The sequence below is a fragment of the Pedobacter sp. SL55 genome, assembly GCF_026625705.1.
Classification (GTDB): Bacteria; Bacteroidota; Bacteroidia; order Sphingobacteriales; family Sphingobacteriaceae; genus Pedobacter.
The window spans coordinates 3,435,750-3,453,965 of record NZ_CP113059.1 but is presented as its reverse complement, the minus strand read 5'-3'; the positions used below and the strand labels follow the sequence as shown (position 1 = coordinate 3,453,965).

Sequence of the window (18,216 nt, the reverse complement as noted above, 5' to 3'; positions counted from 1 at the left end):
ATTTTAGGTTCTAATTATGCATTAGGTCAACTCAGGTGTCTTTGGCGGTTATTCACTCGATAAACTCTTTATTCGATTAAAGAATAAAACACGTATAACTATTTTTGTTTATACGTATATTTATTATCTTTGTTTTATAATTTAAAAACGGAGGTAAAAATGGATACCAAATTAACTTTAAGTTTTAATCAAGATGTTGTAGAAAAAGCAAAGCGATATGCAGCTGCAAATAACATCAGTTTATCTCGTTTAATAGAACATTTACTTACACAAGTAACTTCTAAAGAATACAAATCGTTAGAAGATTTTCCAATAAGTGATTGGGTAAGTATGGTTGCCGAGGGCGAAGTTACCTACAAACGCACTCCAAAAACTTCTAGAAAAGATTTAAAAGACGAGTTTTTCAGTGCTAAAAAGTCTAAGTAAATGATCCGTATTTTCTTAGATGCCAATGTGTTGGTTTCGGTGCTGAATAAAGAATATCCGTTGTTTACTTACTCATCAAGAATTTTGAGTTTAGCTAGCCACCCAAAATTTGAAATTTACACCTCTCCTATGTGCTTGGCTATTGCTTTTTATTTTGCTGAAAAGAAAAATAAAGCTACAGCAAAACAAAAAATATCCATTTTATGCCAACATATTAAAATTGCAGAAAACCTAAGCGATGGTGTTGTTTCAACATTGTTGAATAAAAAAATCAATGATTTTGAAGATGGTTTAGAATACTATGCAGCAGCAAATGTTAAGTGCCATTGTATAGTAACAGAAGATATTGAAGATTTTTATTTTTCGGAAATAGAAGCACTTTCTTGCAAAAGTTTCTTTGATAAGCATTTACTTAACTAAACAAACGCTTCCAAAACCCTTCTTGTAAACCTACGTAAAAGCCATCTTCCCTCTGTTCTATAGGGTATATATCAATATAATCATTTTGGCCAAGCAAACCTTTGCCTGTTTCTAAGTTGTACTCGTACCTATGTAATGGGCAAACAATGTTTCCATTTTTACACCAACCACCACTTAAAATTCCACCAGCATGCGGACAGTTATTTGCTAAAGCGTGGAGTTTGTTCTGATGTTTAACTATGCATATTTTTTTCCCACCTACCTTAATCATTTTTATAAAATCTTCTCGAGGAAGCTCTACATCTACTTTAATCCATTTCATTTAAAACAATATTACTTTAACAAGATACAGATATTAGCAGATTGTAGCATAATTAATTACCTTTGCAACCTTAAATTTATGGCACATCAAATTCCAGAAGACGGCACACTACTTCCTTTAATGGAAGATTTTTACACCATACAAGGCGAAGGTTTTAATACAGGTAAAGCTGCTTATTTTATTCGTTTGGGCGGTTGCGATGTTGGCTGCCACTGGTGTGATGTGAAAGAAAGTTGGAATGCAGAACTACACCCGTTAACGTTAAGTGATGATATTGCCGCCAAAGCAGATACTTTTCCGGGTAAGGCTGTGGTTGTTACAGGTGGCGAACCATTAATTTACAACTTAGATTACCTCACGAAAAAACTTCAGGATAAGGGTATTTTAACATTTATCGAAACCTCTGGTGCATATCCTCTTTCGGGCTCTTGGGATTGGATATGTTTATCGCCAAAGAAATTTAAAGCTCCGCGACTAGACATTGCTCCTTTCGCTAACGAGTTAAAAGTTATCGTTTTTAATAAAAGTGATTTTGAATGGGCAGAGAAATATGCTGAAATGGTAGGCCCAAACTGCAAGCTCTATTTACAACCCGAGTGGTCTAAGGCTAGTACTGTTACGCCGTTAATTATTGAATATGTAATGGCTAACCCCAAGTGGGAAATTTCGTTGCAAACGCATAAATTTTTGAATATACCATAGTTTTTGGTTAATCGGTTAATTGGTTAATTGGTTAATTGTTTGCAACTTGCTCTTTAAAATTTGTTTGGACTTTCGGACTTTCGGACTTTCGGACTTTCGGACTTTTAACTTTTAGCGTTTTATGCGTAGGTATCTTTTTCTAATATTTTTCTGTTTCAGTATTTCGGTTTTTGGCCAGTCTACAATTAAAAAAGCACAAAATAGCTATGAAGATGCGCAGCAATTTGTAAGACAAAACATATTTGATGAAGCAATTAAGCATTTGAATGATGCCATCAAAGCGGACCCAAAATTTCAAAATGCTTATTTACAATTAGGAGATATTTATAAAAGGCTCAGAAACGTTCAAAAAGCCAAAGAAAATTACAGATTGGCAGTAGCTGCTGCGCCTATCGAAAATCCGAACACCTATTTTATACTTGGCGAAACTGAGTTACAAACTGGCGATTATACCCAAGCTAAAACGAACTTAGAAAATTTCTTAGCTAAAGCTCTTAATGTTGATGAAAAATATAAAGACAAAGCCAAGAAATACATTGCTGATTGTAATTTTGCCTTAACAGCGCTTAAAAATCCGGTTCGCTACGAACCCTTTAATATGGGATTTTATGTGAATAGCGAAGATCGAGATTATTTCCCTGCATTAACTGCCGATGGCCAAACGATTATTTTTACCAGAAACGTAAAGGGAAACGAAGATTTTTACACTTCGGTAAAGAAAAATGGCGAATGGCAAAAAGCACAATCGTTGAGCGAAAATATCAATACCCCAAGTTTTAATGAAGGGGCACAATCTATATCGCCCGATGGCAGGTACTTATTTTTTACTGGCTGCAACAGGCCTGATGGTTTAGGTCGCTGCGATATTTACGTTTGCCGCAGAGAAGGTAATGATTGGAGCAAACCAATTAATTTGGGACAAACCATTAATACTGGAGAATGGGAATCTCAACCGTCTATAAGTGCCGATGGTAGTACGCTTTATTTTTTAAGCAACCGACCTGGTGGTTTTGGTGGTTACGATATTTGGAAATCGGTAATGGATGATGAAGGATATTGGACCACGCCCATAAATTTAGGTCCAAATGTAAATACTCCCTATGATGAAGCAACGCCTTTTATCCACCCAGATGGTAAAACATTGTACTTTTCTTCTGATGGCTGGCCTGGTTTAGGACAAAAAGACATTTTTTATAGTAAAGTACAAGTTGATGGAACTTTCTCTAAAGCTGTAAACTTAGGTTATCCAATTAATACTTTTAACGATGAGTTTGGTTTTATAGTGAGTGCAAATGGTACAGAAGGGCTTTTTTCTTCAAATTTAGATGGTGGCTTTGGCGATGTAGACATTTATCGCTTTAAACTTCCAGAAAATCTAAAACCAGAACCTGTAACCTATGTTAAAGGTGTTGTTAAAGATGCAGAAACCAAAGAAACTTTAGCCGCATCTGTTTTGGTAATTAACCTAAATACCAAAGCTGCTGCTTATAATGAAATAACGGATAAAGTTACTGGAGATTTTATGGCGGTAATGCCTGCTAACCAAAGCTACGCTTTCAGTGCTTTTTCTGATGGTTACCTACTCTATTCTAAACATTTCGACATTAAACCTGCAGATGCAAATAAACCTTTTGAATTAGAAATTTTATTAGAAAAAATAAAAGTAGGCAGTAAAGTGTTGCTTAACAATATCTTTTTTGACACCAATAAATTTGATTTACTGTCTATATCTATGGTAGAATTAAATATACTTACCGATCTTTTGAAAAACAATGCGGGTATGGTAATTGAAATTCAAGGACATACTGATGACGTAGGCGACATTAAAGCCAACCAAAAGTTGTCTGAAAATAGAGCTAGAGCCGTTTACGATTATCTAATAAGCAACGGTATCGATAAAAAACAGCTTAACTACAAAGGTTATGGCGAAACCCAGCCAGCTTTTGACAATAAAGTATTGAGGAAGGCAAGCAGAAAAACAGAAGAACCGAGTTTTTGGTAGTGAAGTTTTAACTTAGCTTCGTAGCTTTTTGCCTTTTAGTACATTAATTTCAGAACCTTCTGCCAGCATTACAGAGTTAGGTTTGGTATGGGCTAAAAAGGCAAAGTCTTTTCCGTAGTTAGCGCCAAAATCTACGTCAATTTCATATTCCTTAACAGGATAAACTTGCCAACGCGGATGTTCTACTTGATATTCTGAGGTAAGGTTGGCCGCTAGTTTTGTATAGCCCCAAAAATGTTCGGTAATAAATTCTTCCTCACTACCAACGGCCATTTCAATACTATTTAGGTCTGTTTTAACAGCAAACTTATTCCAAATTTTAGTCTTCCAAAGGTAACTTACGTTTAAAGCATCTTCGTTTATTTCCCATTTATGTTTCATGGGTAAAGTTTGGTAGTTTTCTTTATAAACGGTGTTTGCTACAAAAGTAATGGCTGGTTTCGGTACAATTTCCTTTATAAAAACCACTCCCCTTTTCCAGTTTCCAGCTTCGTTGTACTTTACATAAAACCTTAAATTAACCTCTTCAAAGTTGATATGAAAAGGAATGCCAAAGCCTTTAAGTTTAGTGTCCATAAACATAAAGCCAACTAGGCTTACGTAATACTTTCCTTGCCAATCGTCTAATTGGGTAAACGGAGGTAAATATTTCGCTAAAACCTCTTTGTCAACTTCGTAATTGGCTAGAGCTAATTTTCGCCACTCGGCAGATAAGAATACGCTGTTTTTAGTCATTGGTAGTATAACAAAAACACTTAGTTGCCTAGCTCGCTCATAAATTTGATACGCATCAGCTGAATTTCTTCCCTAGTATAATCAGCTTCGCCTAAATCTTTAAGTGCTAAATCTATCGAGTCGGTGTCAGCAGATTGGAAATAATCAAACACTTCGTCTTGCCTATCCTCATCTATCATTTCATCTATATAATAAGTTAGGTTAAGTTTGGTGCCAGAATTTACAATAGCTTCTACTTCTTTTAAAACATCGTTGTAAGTAATGCCCTTAGAACGGGCAATATCTTCTAAACCAATCTGCCTATCTATATTTTGAATGATAGAAACCTTTAATGCAGATTTGTTTGCCTGAGTTTTGATGACCATATCAACAGGTCTATCAATATTATTTTCTTCTACGTAATTCTTTATTAATTCAAGAAAAGCAGAACCAAATTTTAAAGCCTTACCGTTACCAACACCAGAAATTTGCTTCAATTCATCGCTGGTAATTGGGTAGTGCGTACACATTTCTTCTAGCGAAGGATCTTGAAAAACAACAAACGGAGGTACATTTTTTTGTTTGGCTATTTTCTTTCTTAGGTCTTTTAATAACTGTAGCAACTGTGTATCTAAAGCTGCTGTACTTTGTTTTGGCTCATCATCATCGTCATCTCCTACTACTTCCATCACTTCGTTTAAAACAAATTTTAAACTGTAAGGGCTTTCAATGTAATCTCTACCAATTTTTGTAAGCTTTAGCAGCCCATAATTATCAATGTCTTTAGCTAAAAAATTATTAAGTACAGCCTGTCTCAATAACGATTTCCATAGATTTTCTCCATCATCTTTACCTGCTCCAAATTCTGGAAGTTTACTATGTTCATACGCGATGGTTTGCGCAGTTTCGTAACCCATAAATACGTTAAGTAAGTGGGCATCATCAAACTTTTCTCCAGCGCTGCTTACTAACTTTAATAAGGTTAACAATTGCGTTTCTGCTTCAAACTGTTGTTTGGGCTTCTTGCAATTATCGCACATACAATTACAACCTGTTTCGTTAAAATTTTCGCCAAAGTAATGTAAAATCTGTTTTCTTCTGCATACCGAAGATTCGGCATAATCAATTACTTCTTTTAATATCTGCGTACCAATTTCGCGTTCAGAAACTGGTTTGTCTTTCATAAACTTCGCAAGCTTTTCTACATCTTTTTGCGAATAGAAAGCCACACAAACACCTTCTCCGCCATCGCGTCCGGCCCTACCAGTTTCTTGGTAGTAACCTTCCATACTTTTTGGAATATCATGGTGTATTACAAACCTAACGTCTGGCTTATCAATACCCATTCCGAATGCAATGGTGGCTACAATCACTTCCACATCTTCCATTAAGAACTTATCTTGCGTTTCGGCTCTTATTTTTGGTTCTAAACCAGCATGATAAGGTAATGCTTTAATACCATTGATATTTAAAGTTTCGGCAATTTCTTCTACCTTTTTTCTGCTTAAACAATAAATAATGCCAGATTTGCCAGGGTTGTATTTTACATATTTGATAATTTCTTTGGCAATATTTTTCTTAGGGCGTATTTCGTAAAAAAGATTTGGCCTGTTAAACGACGATTTGAACAAAGTGGCATCTGTCATGCCTAAATTCTTTACAATATCTTGCTGAACTTTTGGTGTTGCGGTGGCAGTTAAAGCAATAATTGGAATATTTTCGCCTAAGGCAGCTATTACCTGTCTTATTTTTCTATATTCAGGTCTAAAGTCATGTCCCCACTCAGAAATACAATGAGCTTCGTCTACGGCTACGAAAGAAATTTTCAGTAAACGCAGAAACTCCATGTTTTCTGCCTTTGCTAAAGATTCTGGCGCAACATAAAGTAATTTGGTATGCCCATTTAATAAATCAGATTTTACTTGTGTAATTTCCGATTTGTTTAAAGAAGAGTTTAAGAAATGTGCCACACTATCGCTACCACCAAATGCCCTAATTTGGTCTACCTGGTTTTTCATGAGTGCAATAAGCGGCGAAATTACAATGGCTGTGCCTTCGCTCATTAAAGCTGGTAATTGATAACAGATAGATTTTCCTCCACCTGTAGGCATAATCACAAAAGTGTTTTTCCCCTCTAATATGTTGGTAATAATCGATTCTTGATCACCTTTAAAATTATCGAATCCGAAGAATATTTGAAGGTTATCAAATAAAGATTTCTTGACGTCCATTTCCTGTACTAAATATTGTGTGCTATTATTCTTCAAAATAACATAATTTTGCATTAATTAAAGTATTAATTTACTAATAAATTCTCTTTAAAAAGTAAAAAATCTGTAATAGATTTTCTAAATGTCTGTTTGTAGCTTTTAATTGCTATTCTTCTCGACATAAATACGCTTTAATTTAATTTAGATATCTACAAAAAAAAATGCGGTTTCAAAGCGAAAAAATCGTTTGTTTTTTCTTTAATAGATTGCTTTTAAAACAGAATAATTAAAATAAATGTTGTGGTGTTAGTAAAACAACTTTTACCATTAGATATCATTTAAAAGTATATATTTGTTGCTGAAATGAATAAAAACAGATATGCATTAATTATGGCTGGCGGCGTTGGAAGCCGTTTTTGGCCAGTTAGCCGCACCGAATTTCCCAAACAATTTATAGATTTTTTTGGGGTTGGAAAAACGCTTATTCAAAGTACCTATGATAGATTTCTGAATATTTGTTTACCCGAAAATATTTTTATCGTTACCAACGAAATTTATACTGATTTAATTAAAGAACAACTACCGCTTTTAAACGACAATCAGATACTTGCCGAGCCGATGATGCGAAATACTGCGCCTTGTATTGCTTATGGCGCAATGAAGATTGAAGAGCTTAATCCCGAAGCGGTAATTGTGGTGGCTCCTTCTGACCATACTATCGCCAATCAAAGTGCTTTTTTTAAGGCCATAGAGAAATCAATGGATATTGCTACACAACAAAACTGCCTAATTACACTCGGTATAAAACCTAACCGACCAGATACTGGATATGGTTATATCCAATATATTGATGAAGTTTTAGACGGCGATAGCGAAGTACATAAAGTAAAAACATTTACCGAAAAACCTAATTTGGAACTTGCAAAGTCATTTCTACAGAGTGGAGACTTTTTGTGGAATGCTGGCATATTTATCTGGTCGGCAAAAGCAATTAACAAAGCGCTAGAAAAACATTTGCCAGATATGCATGAAATTTTTAGTGGTGGTAAAACGGCTTACAATACTGTAAATGAAAAAACATTTATAGGCAACGCTTATCAGTTATGCACCAATATTTCTATTGATTTTGGTATCATGGAAAAGGCAGATAATGTATACGTACTTCCTTCTGATTTTGGTTGGTCTGACTTAGGCACTTGGGCTTCAATTTACGAAATGGCCGAGAAAGATTACGTTGGAAACGCGGTTATTCCTTCTGAACAAGTAATGATGTACGATTCTTCTAATTGTATGGTAAATGTTCCAAAAGATAAATTGGTAATTCTACAGGGAATGCATGATTATATTGTGGTTGAAGAAAATAATACCTTATTGATTTGTAAACGTGCCGAAGAGCAAAATGTAAAGAATATTGTAGCAGATGTAAAGGCAAAATTTGGAGGCAAGTTTATTTAAGGCTATCTTATTATAGTAGTAAAAGAGCTTCTTAAAATTAACAAGCTCTTTTAATCATTTATACTGTTCTTTGCCTAACTGCTTCGTAAAGAATAACTCCGGCAGCTACAGAAACGTTTAGCGATTCTATTTTACCCGCCATCGGTATTTTGGCCAAATGGTCTGCCACTCTTAACAAATCGTTAGAAATGCCCTCGTCTTCAGAACCCATTACAATTGCTGTAGGCATTGTATAATCTGGAGCGTAAATGAAATCGTTTGTTTTTTCGGTACAGGCCACAATTTGTAAGCCACTATCTTGCAAAAACAAACATGTTTTATGTAAGTTGGCGTGCCTGCAAACAGGAATAGAAAACAATGCTCCAGCAGAAGTCTTAATGGCATCGGCATTAATTTGAGCTGCATTTTTTAAGGGCACCACAATGGCATGAACACCAACACAAGCCGCAGTGCGGGCAATGGCGCCCATGTTACGAACATCAGTTACACTATCCAACACCAAAATTAGTGGCGTTTCCCCTTTTTCGTAAATGGCCGGAATGAGATCTTCTATATTTTGATAAGTAATAGGCGAAATAACAGCAATCACACCCTGATGGTTTTTCTGCGTCATTCTGTTCAACTTCTCAATTGGAACCACACTCATTGATATCAAAGATCCCGTTAACAAAGCCTTTAGCTCCAGAAAAAGCTCTCCGGATAAACCTCTTTGCACGTAAATGGTCTCAATATCTCTCGCCGCTTTAATTGCTTCTATAACTGCCCTTATACCGAAAACAAATTCGTTGTTCTCTTTTACACGCTCGCTTCGTTGGGGTCTTCTAAAATTATCCATGTACAAAAGTAAGAAAATGATTGGATGAGGGAGGAACGAGTGAATGATAAAATGACTAAATGAGAAGGTAAGTAATGAATGTTAGAATGAAAAATTATCAGTAGTCGGTAATCGAACAATTTAACAATCTAGCCATATAACAATCCTTATGACCTTATCCACATCCAATTGTGCAGAACAAAACTCTGCTATAATATATCAAAAAAATCATCATTTTAGAATCAACTTGTTGACAAACGCCTAACAACTTAATCAAACAAAAGCATCCTTTTTTTTACTTTTGCTTTATGAGTACCGATAACGAACAAAAAGGGCAAGGCAAATTTTCAGTATCTGCCCGAAAGAATAGATTAGCCAATACCATTAGCACCGTAGATAAAATACAGCCGCAGGCCACCGATTTGGAGGAAGCTGTTTTGGGCGCCTTGATGTTGGAAAAAGATGCATTATCGGCAGTTATTGACGTACTTAAACCCGAACTTTTTTACGACGAAAGACACAAACGTATTTTTGAAGCAATTCAGGCCTTATTTCAAAAATCTAAGCCTGTAGATATTTTAACGGTAACTTCTGAGCTACGTACCAACGGTAATTTAGAAATGATTGGTGGTGCTTATTTTGTTACTTACCTAACTAATAGGGTTTCTTCGGCTGCAAATATCGAGTACCACGCTCGTATCATCTCTCAAAAATATATTCAGCGTGAGCTTATCAGGATATCTACGGATATCATCAAAAATGCTTACGAAGATACTACAGATATTTTCGACCTTTTAGATATGGCCGAGAAGAACTTGTTTGATATTGCCCAAAACAATTTACGTAGAGATACGCAAAAGATGGACGATATCATCAAGCAATCTTTGGCATCGTTAGAAGAACTAAGAACAAAAACCGATGGTTTAACTGGTGTGCCTTCTGGCTTTACCGATTTAGATAGAATTACCTATGGATGGCAAAAATCCGATTTGGTAATTATTGCTGCTCGTCCGGCCATGGGTAAAACAGCCTTTGTACTAACAGCAGCACGTAATGCAGCGGTAGATTTCAACAAACCCACGGTAGTATTCTCGCTAGAGATGTCGTCGGTTCAGTTGGTCAATCGTTTAATTTCTGGAGAGGCCGAAATTGAGCAAGAAAAAATTAGAAAAGGTAATTTGGCAGAGTGGGAATGGCAACAATTACATAGTAAAATCGGTAGACTTTCGGAAGCTACTTTGTTGATTGATGATACCCCTGCCCTTAATATTTTCGAGTTCAGAGCTAAGTGCCGTCGTTTAAAATCGCAGTACGATATTCAAATGATCATTATCGATTACTTGCAATTAATGCATGGTAAAGGCGAAGGTGGTGGTAACCGTGAGCAGGAAATTGGTAGTATCTCAAGGGCCCTAAAATCTGTAGCTAAAGAATTAGAGGTGCCAGTTTTAGCACTTTCGCAGTTAAGTCGTGCGGTAGAAAGTAGACCCGGGCAGAATGGTAAAAGGCCAATGCTATCCGATTTACGTGAATCCGGATCTATTGAGCAGGATGCAGATATGGTACTTTTCTTATATCGCCCAGAGTATTATGGTATTATGGAAGACGAAAGTGGCCGTTCAAACGCAGGTGTTGGCGAGGTAATTATCGGTAAAAATCGTCACGGCGAAACCGGAATTGTACCACTAAGGTTTATTGGTAAGTATGTGAAATTTGGCGATTTAGAAGATAGTTTCATGCCGCCTTCTAGTTTTTCGGCAGGTAGTGATAGTGCAATGATGCCTTCAGAAAACTTCGGTAACCCTGGAAATATCATCATTAGACCTTCGAGCATGAATGATATGATGGATGATGACCCACCGTTTTAGACATTAATTTTCGTCATTGCGAGGCACGAAGCAATGTTAAAGCGATAAGCCAACTATAGTTGTAGGATTGCTTCGTGCGATATGACGGTATTTATCTATGGTCGATGTTAACAACGTAATGTTCTTGGTAAGTGATGTATAGTAGGCATAGTGATAACTCAAACCACTACTAAATTTCAGCCAATAAAATTATCTAGTATTTACAGGTTTGCCAGGATACCAATCATTTCCATTTTCCCTAGTTTTAAATAAGTAATATATACATACTGCTATAAATAACAATATTAATAATCTCTATATTAAAGACAGCTGTTGCGGCGGAACATCACTTTCTTCTTCTTTACCTCGTTTTCTATTCTTTTTCATTAAACTTGCCATAATTAATTAAAGAACTAAATAGCCTTTGCACCTGGCTTTTCCTCTCCAAAAATCCACCACGCTTTTTTAGGAGATTTTAATTTGAATATTGGGGCTGTTTCTTTGTACTTTCTGATATGAGCCACCACTTCTTCAACATCGTCGGTAAATAATAGCAGATCCATATCTTCTGGACTAATTGTTTTCTGTTCCATCATTAATTGTACATGTTCGTAAATATGTTGATGAAATTCTTTACCCATAATCACAATTGGGAATTTTTCTACCTTGCCAGTTTGAATTAGCGTTAGTGTTTCGAAGAACTCATCCAATGTTCCAAATCCTCCAGGCAAAACCACAAAGGCATAAGAGTAACTTTCTCAGTAACTCTTTTCTAACAAAGAAATATTCTATATTCACAAAAGTATCCAGATAAGGGTTTTCGTGTTGTTCGTGAGGTAAAACGATATTGCAACCCACAGATAAACCTCCAGCATCTTTAGCTCCCCTATTTCCTGCTTCCATAATTCCTGGGCCGCCGCCAGTCATAATGGCAAAACCCAGCTTTGATATTTCTGCCGAAACTTTACGAGCCATTTCATAATAAGGATGATCTTCCTTAAACCTAGCCGAGCCAAAAACGGTTACGCAAGGACCAACAAAATGTAGCTTTCTAAACCCTTTATAAAATTGATATACTACCCCCAAAACATATTTTAACTCTTGCAGACGTGTTCTTGCGCCTTTAAAAAAACTTACTTCTTCTCTAACAAACTTATTCATCATATAAAATCATTTTTTACACATAGAAACATAGGTAATTTATAAATAAACCTAGATACTATAAATAGTAGATAGTCTATGTTTCTATGTGGTTTATTTATACACTACATACCCCCAAAACAACTCCCGCAATAATAATTAAAGCGGGGCTGATTTTTGTAAAATTCAATATCAAAAAGGTAGCTAATACAATTCCCAAAAACAGCCAATTTAAGCCAATTGGTGTTATTAACATACAAAATGCAGCGATAATGAAACCTACACTTACGGCATTAATTCCAGATAGAGAATGTTTTATTCTCGATATTTTCTTTAAATCGTTCCAAAAAGGGACAATGAAAAGCACTAAAATCAAGCCAGGAAGGTTGATCCCTAAAACTGCTAAAAAACCACCTATGGCCTGTCCAAAAATGCTATAATTACCTTGTTTCATTCCCAAAGCACCTATATAGCTAGTAAACGAAAATGTGGGACCAGGTAGAATTTGTTGTAGCGCAAAACCCGAAAGAAAATCAGTTTGACTAAGGTAATGTTTCATTTGCACAAACTCAGTAAACATCATTGGTACCAAAACCTGCCCGCCGCCAAAGATAAAAATACCATTGCGATAAAAATTCTCGAACAGCCTAATGGGCAAGCTGAATGGCGAAGTTCTGTTGATTAAGGCACCAAGCATAGCCATAAATAACAACACACCTACAAAATATCCCAACTTTTTTGGGTTTACGTTAGCAAATAACCTCACCCTCAATTCGGTTTCTTCGGTAGGTGTACTAATAGCAGAAGAAACCATTCCACCGATTAAAATAGCTAAGGGAAAAACATAGGCTTCTTTTAAAACTAAGGTGCCAACTAAAGCACCAACTGCCAAGAAAATCGAAACCTGATTGGTTAAAATTCTTTTCCCTAGTTTAAATGCTCCATAAGCTACAATTCCTAATGCTATGGGATGGATGTACTTAAATCCATCAACAAATTTATCTTTTTGGTCTAGTAAGGCATAACAAATCGCAGCCACTGTCATTATTGCTGCCGATGGTAAAATCCAGATTAAAAAGGTAATGATGGCCAGTTTTAAACCACCAACTTTATAAGCAATACCTACTAAAGTCTGTGTAGATGCTGGGCCTGGTAAAACCTGTGCTAAAGCATTTAGTTCCAATAGTTCTTCTTCGGTAACAAAATTGATATTCGTAACAAAATACCGCAACAATAACGACAAATGCGCCTGTGCCCCACCAAATGCAGTGAAGGTAAAATAAAGCACATTTCTAATAAAAAAGAGTTGTCGTTTAGCCAATTGGATTTACGATTTTAGATTTACGAATTACGATTAGCATTGTTCATTAGCTCATTTGTTCACTAGTTCATTGAGCATTAGTTACTGAAGCTAGCCTATTTGGTAATTGTTATTTGATTATTGGTCATTAATTTAGACTGATCCCTAACTCCTGATACCTGACCAGTCCTTAATCATCTTCATAATCTAAACCTGCTGCACTATTGTACGCACCTTGCAGTTCAGATAAAGCGTGCATATCTCTTTTTTGCCTTGCTGCTTGCATCCCGGTTTGATAGACTTTAATACCCTCTTCTTTCTGTCCTATTTTCTCATATAATTTACCTAAATGATAATAGGTGCCCACATAATCTGGGTGTTTTTCTGTTAACTGAAGGTAATATTTTAAAGCGTTTTCTACATCGTTTTGAACATTGTACTCCGTTGCAATTGCATACAATATAAAACTATCGTTTGGATCGCTTTCTAAAAATTCAAACAATTTGGCTAATCGCTGGTTTTGCATTTTTAATCCCTGCTTTTTTAATTAAGTTTGTGTAATTTATTTAATGCATTTATAATGTAAAGTGATCATTTTTAAATGATATAAAACACTTATTTATATAAATTCTAAATTATTCTATGAAAATAGAATAAGAATATATATAATTGCAATTATATTATGCAAGCATAACAATTTTAACCTAAAAATCATTATGAAACCTCATGATTTTCAAAAGCTAAAATAAAGATGAACAAATCATGAAGCGTTATCACAAATGAACAACAAAATTTAAACAGATGAAAATATTAGTTTGTATCAGTAACGTTCCCGACACGACGACAAAAATAACTTTTACGGGCGATAATACCGAATTCAATACCGCCGGTGTGCAGTATATCTTAAATCCTTACGATGAGATTGCACTTTCTAGAGCTATAGAACTTTGTGAAGGTGGTAAAGGAACTGTAACTGTAATTAACGTTGGCGAAGTTGCCACAGAACCAACCATTAGAAAAGCTTTAGCTATTGGCGCTGATGATGCGGTAAGAGTTAACGCAGCTCCAAGAGATGCTTATTTTGTAGCTACACAAATTGCTGAATATGCTAAAGCTAATGAGATTGATATCATTTTATGTGGTAGAGAATCTATTGATTACAATGGCTCTCAAATTGCCGCAATGATTGGCGAATTGTTGGATATTCCTTCTATTTCTATTATTAAAAAATTAGATTACGATGGTGCTACTGCAACAATTGAGCGTGAAATTGAAGGTGGTAAAGAAGTAGTTAGTGTTAGCGGAAAATTTGTGGCTAGTTGTGCTGAAGGTACTGCAGAGGCCAAAATTCCTAATATGAGAGGCATTATGTCGGCTAGAACTAAGCCCCTGCAAGTAGTAGAAGCAGTTGCTGTAGAAGAAGTTAGCAAAATCAGTAAGTTTGAAACCCCTGCCCCACGTGGTTCGGTTAAGTTAATTGCAGCAGAAAGTGCAGAAGAATTGATTGGTTTACTGCATAGTGAAGCAAAAGTAATATAGTTATCAGTTGGCAGTGTGGAGTTAACAGTTGCAAATGCCTAACAAATCAATAATTAATTAGATTATCATCAAATATTCTCCTGTTGGAGATTTCAAATAGATTAATATGTCAGTATTAGTATATGTAGAGCAAGTTGAAGGAAAGTTCAAAAAATCTGTTTTTGAAGCTGTTTCTTACGCAAAAGCAATCGCAGATCAACAAGGAACTAGCCTAAGTGCAATTTCAATTGGCAATGTTGCCGACAGCGAATTGAACGAGCTAGGGAAATATGGCGCAAGCAAGGTGTTAAAAGTAGAAGCAGATCAGCTTAAAAACTTCGTTAACCAAGCTTATGCTTCTGTAATTGCAGAGGCTGCTCAAAAGGAAGGCGCAAACATTGTAGTACTTTCTAACTCATTCTCAGGAAAAGGTTTAGCGCCTCGTATTGCAGTAAAACTTAAAGGTGGTTTGGTAGATGGAGCCGTAGAGTTACCAACTACAGACGATGGTTTTTCAGTTAAGAAAACTGCTTTCTCAGGTAAAGCTTTTGCTATTACTACTTTAACTTCTGAAAATAAAGTAATTGCGCTAAACCCAAATGCTTTTGGGGTAAAAGAAAATGCAGTTAGTCTTGCAATTGAAGCATTTAATCCAGAAGTAAAATCAAGTGATTTAACTGCTATAGTTAAGGAAATTGTTCGGGCTACTAACAAAGTATCTTTACCTGATGCCGAAATTGTAGTTTCGGGTGGTCGAGGCTTAAAAGGACCAGAAAACTGGGGAATGGTTGAAGAACTGGCAGATTTGCTAGGCGCTGCTACTGCTTGCTCGAAACCGGTTTCAGATGCCGATTGGAGACCACATTCGGAGCACGTTGGCCAAACAGGCATTGCCATCAGTCCAAATTTATATATTGCTATTGGTATTTCGGGTGCTATTCAGCATTTGGCTGGGGTTAGTTCTTCAAAAGTTATCGTAGTAATTAATAAAGATCCAGAGGCTCCGTTCTTTAAAGTTGCCGATTATGGTATTGTTGGCGATGCTTTTGAAGTAGTTCCGAAAATAATTGCTGCATTAAAGGCACATAAATCTTAACTTTGTACAATAGACCCTTATCGCCCACCTAAACGATAAGGGTTAATTTTGTATATGAAGAAAGTAAAACTCGATATAGTAGGGCTATCTTATAGCCAAACCCAATCTGGAGCTTATGCACTGGTGCTTGGCGAAATTAATGGAAGACGAAGATTGCCAATTATTATAGGAGCATTCGAAGCCCAAGCCATCGCCATCGAAATAGAAAAGATGTCGCCTACCCGCCCACTAACGCACGATTTGTTCAAATCTTTTGCGCAGGCCTATCAGGTAGAAATTACAGAAGTGTTGATATATAACTTGGTTGAAGGTGTTTTCTTCGCTAAGCTAATGTGCAACAAAGATGGAGAGCAGATAGAAATAGATGCCCGTACCTCTGACGCCATCGCCATTGCGGTAAGGTTTAATGCCGTAATTTATACTTACGAATTTATACTTGCCTCTGCAGGTATTGTAATTGAAGGAAATGATTTCCTTTTTCTTGAAAATATGGAGAGCATTACCAATAATGCGTCCAATTCCGAAGAGATTAAGTCTGAACCGGGATCCATCTCTGGTTTTCAGAGCTTATCCATTGAAGATCTACAGCAAAAATTAGAAAAAGCTTTGGCCGAAGAAGCTTATGAAAAAGCGGCTCGCATTAGAGATGAGATTAACAGGCGAAACGCTAGTTAAAAGCTTTTTCGTATATAATTATTGCCATAAACAAACAAGATAAGTTAAGTGAAATTTCATGAAATCATGACAAAATCATTTTAAATTTATTTATATAATAATTATTATTTGTGCATCTGTGGCCAATATTCAAAAAAACACTATCTTCAATCTATTCAAAAACAAACTAAACAAAAGTTATTATTTATGAATATTAAGCTACGCTTAACCATCATGAGTTTCATGCAATTTTTTGTGTGGGGCGCATGGCTTATCACTATTGCCAATTATTGGTTTGGTACAAAACAATGGGACGGAACTCAATTTGGAGCTATATTCGCTACCATGGGTTTCGCTTCGTTATTTATGCCTACCCTAACCGGAATTATAGCAGATAAATGGATCAACGCAGAAAAATTGTATGCCTTAATGCATATTTTATACGCAGCAGTTCTTTTTTATATCCCGCAAGTAGAAACACCTAACGCATTTTTTTGGACCATGTTATTAGCAATGTGCTTTTACATGCCAACCATTTCGTTAAGCAATTCGATTTCTTACACTACCTTAAAATCTAATAGTTTAGATGTAATTAAAGACTTTCCCCCTATTCGTGTATGGGGAACAGTTGGTTTTATAGCGGCTATGTGGGTAACCAACTTAACAGGAAGTAAAGCTTCGGCTTATCAGTTTTATATTGCTGGCACTGGGGCGCTTGCATTAGGTTTATACTCGTTTACTTTGCCAGCTTGTAAGCCGTCCAAACTAATTTCTGAAAAAGCTAGCGTAGTAGATACCTTTGGTTTAAGTGCATTTAAGTTGTTTGCTACCTACAAAATGGCTTTGTTCTTTATCTTCTCTATGTTTTTAGGTGGAGCTTTACAATTAACCAATGCCTACGGAGATGTATTTTTAGACGAGTTTAAGCATTTTCCTAAATATGCAGATTCGTTTGTGGTCAAATATTCTACCATCATCATGTCTATTTCGCAAGTATCAGAAACGCTGTTTATACTGGCTATTCCTTTTTTCTTAAAACAATTTGGAATTAAAAAAGTGATGATTATTGCAATGCTGGCTTGGGTATTTAGATTTGGTTTGTTTGCGTATGGAGATCCTTCTGGTAATTTATGGATGATTGTGATGTCTTGCATTGTTTACGGCATGGCTTTCGATTTCTTTAACATATCAGGTTCTTTGTTCGTTGAAACGTCTACTACTCCAAAAACACGTTCGTCTGCTCAGGGTCTTTTCATGATGATGACTAATGGTTTTGGTGCAGTATTTGGCAGTTTGGTATCGGGATGGATGATTGACAAGTATTTTACCAGTTCGTTTACCAATATTTCTTCGGTTGCTAGCCATGTAGATTCTACAGCAGATAATAGCCATTTATTAACGTTTGTGAAAAGTCAAGGTATCAATATTTTGAGTGATGGCAACTTTGATAAAGCACTATTTATGAAAGATTGGCAAGATATCTGGTTATCTTTTACCATCTACGCCTTAATTATTACCGTGCTTTTTGCCGTAATGTTTAAACACAAACATACTCGTGCAGAAGTAGAAGCTATCAATAAAATCAATCACTAATCT

The 18,216-nt window shown here is 35.9% G+C and carries 18 protein-coding genes; 10 read left to right on the top strand and 8 right to left on the bottom strand.

What is annotated here, in order from left to right:
* Window positions 1–159: 159 nt before the first annotated feature.
* Entirely contained in the window at window positions 160–426 is a 267-nt protein-coding gene (locus OVA16_RS15395) for a DUF6364 family protein (RefSeq protein WP_267761145.1), read from the top strand.
* Window positions 427–846 carry a type II toxin-antitoxin system VapC family toxin gene (locus OVA16_RS15390; RefSeq protein WP_267761143.1) on the top strand — a complete coding sequence of 140 codons (420 nt, stop codon included), beginning with the start codon at window positions 427–429 and terminating at the stop codon, window positions 844–846.
* On the opposite strand, the gene OVA16_RS15385 is transcribed toward OVA16_RS15390, so the two are convergent.
* Window positions 839–1,168 (bottom strand): Rieske (2Fe-2S) protein, encoded by a 330-nt coding sequence (locus OVA16_RS15385; protein WP_267761141.1) that lies wholly within the window; start codon window positions 1,166–1,168, stop codon window positions 839–841. The genes OVA16_RS15390 and OVA16_RS15385 overlap by 8 nt on opposite strands.
* Window positions 1,169–1,246: 78 nt before the next feature.
* Here OVA16_RS15385 and OVA16_RS15380 point away from each other — a divergent pair, with 78 nt between their 5' ends.
* Both OVA16_RS15380 and OVA16_RS15375 read left to right on the top strand, forming a co-directional pair.
* Window positions 1,247–1,870, top strand: coding sequence for a 7-carboxy-7-deazaguanine synthase QueE (locus OVA16_RS15380; protein WP_267761139.1), 624 nt, complete (start codon window positions 1,247–1,249; stop codon window positions 1,868–1,870).
* A gap of 121 nt (window positions 1,871–1,991) precedes the next feature.
* Window positions 1,992–3,872, top strand: a complete 1,881-nt coding sequence (locus tag OVA16_RS15375; RefSeq protein WP_267761136.1) for an OmpA family protein — start codon at window positions 1,992–1,994, stop codon at window positions 3,870–3,872.
* Between the two features lie 12 nt (window positions 3,873–3,884).
* Here OVA16_RS15375 and OVA16_RS15370 read toward each other — a convergent pair whose 3' ends face one another.
* Entirely contained in the window at window positions 3,885–4,607 is a 723-nt protein-coding gene (locus OVA16_RS15370; RefSeq protein WP_267761134.1) for a YqjF family protein, read from the bottom strand.
* 20 nt (window positions 4,608–4,627) lie between these two features.
* A complete protein-coding gene (gene recQ, locus OVA16_RS15365) occupies window positions 4,628–6,817 on the bottom strand; it encodes a DNA helicase RecQ (protein WP_267765408.1) in 2,190 nt (729 codons plus the stop codon).
* Between the two features lie 342 nt (window positions 6,818–7,159).
* Here recQ and OVA16_RS15360 point away from each other — a divergent pair, with 342 nt between their 5' ends.
* On the top strand, window positions 7,160–8,251 hold the full coding sequence (locus OVA16_RS15360) for a mannose-1-phosphate guanylyltransferase (protein ID WP_267761132.1): 1,092 nt from the start codon (window positions 7,160–7,162) through the stop codon (window positions 8,249–8,251).
* 58 nt (window positions 8,252–8,309) lie between these two features.
* On the opposite strand, the gene rlmB is transcribed toward OVA16_RS15360, so the two are convergent.
* Window positions 8,310–9,086: a 23S rRNA (guanosine(2251)-2'-O)-methyltransferase RlmB gene (gene rlmB / locus OVA16_RS15355; RefSeq protein WP_267761129.1), complete on the bottom strand. Its 777-nt coding sequence runs from the start codon at window positions 9,084–9,086 to the stop codon at window positions 8,310–8,312.
* A gap of 287 nt (window positions 9,087–9,373) precedes the next feature.
* On the opposite strand from rlmB, the gene dnaB reads away from it, so the two are divergent.
* Window positions 9,374–10,933, top strand: a complete 1,560-nt coding sequence (gene dnaB, locus OVA16_RS15350; protein ID WP_267761126.1) for a replicative DNA helicase — start codon at window positions 9,374–9,376, stop codon at window positions 10,931–10,933.
* 392 nt (window positions 10,934–11,325) lie between these two features.
* Here the strand turns inward: dnaB and OVA16_RS15345 are convergent, their stop codons facing one another.
* The 4 genes from OVA16_RS15345 to OVA16_RS15330 form a co-directional block, all read right to left on the bottom strand.
* A complete protein-coding gene (locus tag OVA16_RS15345; RefSeq protein WP_267761124.1) occupies window positions 11,326–11,643 on the bottom strand; it encodes an LOG family protein in 318 nt (105 codons plus the stop codon).
* Window positions 11,615–12,076, bottom strand: coding sequence for an LOG family protein (locus OVA16_RS15340; RefSeq protein ID WP_267761121.1), 462 nt, complete (start codon window positions 12,074–12,076; stop codon window positions 11,615–11,617). The genes OVA16_RS15345 and OVA16_RS15340 overlap by 29 nt, the downstream gene beginning before the upstream one ends.
* A gap of 94 nt (window positions 12,077–12,170) precedes the next feature.
* Complete coding sequence (gene chrA, locus OVA16_RS15335) at window positions 12,171–13,373, bottom strand: chromate efflux transporter (RefSeq protein WP_267761118.1); 1,203 nt, start codon at window positions 13,371–13,373, stop codon at window positions 12,171–12,173.
* A 169-nt stretch (window positions 13,374–13,542) separates the two neighbouring features.
* Window positions 13,543–13,878: a tetratricopeptide repeat protein gene (locus tag OVA16_RS15330; protein ID WP_267761115.1), complete on the bottom strand. Its 336-nt coding sequence runs from the start codon at window positions 13,876–13,878 to the stop codon at window positions 13,543–13,545.
* A gap of 275 nt (window positions 13,879–14,153) precedes the next feature.
* Between OVA16_RS15330 and OVA16_RS15325 the strand changes: the two genes are divergently transcribed.
* From OVA16_RS15325 to OVA16_RS15310, 4 genes are all read left to right on the top strand, one after another.
* Window positions 14,154–14,891: an electron transfer flavoprotein subunit beta/FixA family protein gene (locus OVA16_RS15325; RefSeq protein ID WP_267761112.1), complete on the top strand. Its 738-nt coding sequence runs from the start codon at window positions 14,154–14,156 to the stop codon at window positions 14,889–14,891.
* Between the two features lie 106 nt (window positions 14,892–14,997).
* Window positions 14,998–15,966, top strand: a complete 969-nt coding sequence (locus OVA16_RS15320) for an electron transfer flavoprotein subunit alpha/FixB family protein (RefSeq protein ID WP_267761110.1) — start codon at window positions 14,998–15,000, stop codon at window positions 15,964–15,966.
* Between the two features lie 54 nt (window positions 15,967–16,020).
* Window positions 16,021–16,641, top strand: coding sequence for a bifunctional nuclease family protein (locus OVA16_RS15315; protein ID WP_267761108.1), 621 nt, complete (start codon window positions 16,021–16,023; stop codon window positions 16,639–16,641).
* A gap of 186 nt (window positions 16,642–16,827) precedes the next feature.
* Complete coding sequence (locus tag OVA16_RS15310) at window positions 16,828–18,213, top strand: nucleoside permease (RefSeq protein ID WP_267761106.1); 1,386 nt, start codon at window positions 16,828–16,830, stop codon at window positions 18,211–18,213.
* Window positions 18,214–18,216 lie beyond the last annotated feature (3 nt).

Excerpts from the sequence above, each read along its gene's own strand:
- OVA16_RS15310 (WP_267761106.1), top strand. The coding sequence starts at position 16,828 with ATGAATATTAAGCTACGCTTAACCATCATGAGTTTCATGCAATTTTTT.
- OVA16_RS15360 (WP_267761132.1), top strand. The coding sequence starts at position 7,160 with ATGAATAAAAACAGATATGCATTAATTATGGCTGGCGGCGTTGGAAGC.
- OVA16_RS15385 (WP_267761141.1), bottom strand. The coding sequence starts at position 1,168 with ATGAAATGGATTAAAGTAGATGTAGAGCTTCCTCGAGAAGATTTTATA.
- OVA16_RS15375 (WP_267761136.1), top strand. The coding sequence starts at position 1,992 with ATGCGTAGGTATCTTTTTCTAATATTTTTCTGTTTCAGTATTTCGGTT.
- dnaB (WP_267761126.1), top strand. The coding sequence starts at position 9,374 with ATGAGTACCGATAACGAACAAAAAGGGCAAGGCAAATTTTCAGTATCT.
- OVA16_RS15380 (WP_267761139.1), top strand. The coding sequence starts at position 1,247 with ATGGCACATCAAATTCCAGAAGACGGCACACTACTTCCTTTAATGGAA.
- OVA16_RS15320 (WP_267761110.1), top strand. The coding sequence starts at position 14,998 with ATGTCAGTATTAGTATATGTAGAGCAAGTTGAAGGAAAGTTCAAAAAA.
- recQ (WP_267765408.1), bottom strand. The coding sequence starts at position 6,817 with ATGGACGTCAAGAAATCTTTATTTGATAACCTTCAAATATTCTTCGGA.
- OVA16_RS15315 (WP_267761108.1), top strand. The coding sequence starts at position 16,021 with ATGAAGAAAGTAAAACTCGATATAGTAGGGCTATCTTATAGCCAAACC.
- OVA16_RS15330 (WP_267761115.1), bottom strand. The coding sequence starts at position 13,878 with ATGCAAAACCAGCGATTAGCCAAATTGTTTGAATTTTTAGAAAGCGAT.
- OVA16_RS15325 (WP_267761112.1), top strand. The coding sequence starts at position 14,154 with ATGAAAATATTAGTTTGTATCAGTAACGTTCCCGACACGACGACAAAA.
- OVA16_RS15390 (WP_267761143.1), top strand. The coding sequence starts at position 427 with ATGATCCGTATTTTCTTAGATGCCAATGTGTTGGTTTCGGTGCTGAAT.
- OVA16_RS15370 (WP_267761134.1), bottom strand. The coding sequence starts at position 4,607 with ATGACTAAAAACAGCGTATTCTTATCTGCCGAGTGGCGAAAATTAGCT.
- OVA16_RS15395 (WP_267761145.1), top strand. The coding sequence starts at position 160 with ATGGATACCAAATTAACTTTAAGTTTTAATCAAGATGTTGTAGAAAAA.
- rlmB (WP_267761129.1), bottom strand. The coding sequence starts at position 9,086 with ATGGATAATTTTAGAAGACCCCAACGAAGCGAGCGTGTAAAAGAGAAC.
- OVA16_RS15340 (WP_267761121.1), bottom strand. The coding sequence starts at position 12,076 with ATGATGAATAAGTTTGTTAGAGAAGAAGTAAGTTTTTTTAAAGGCGCA.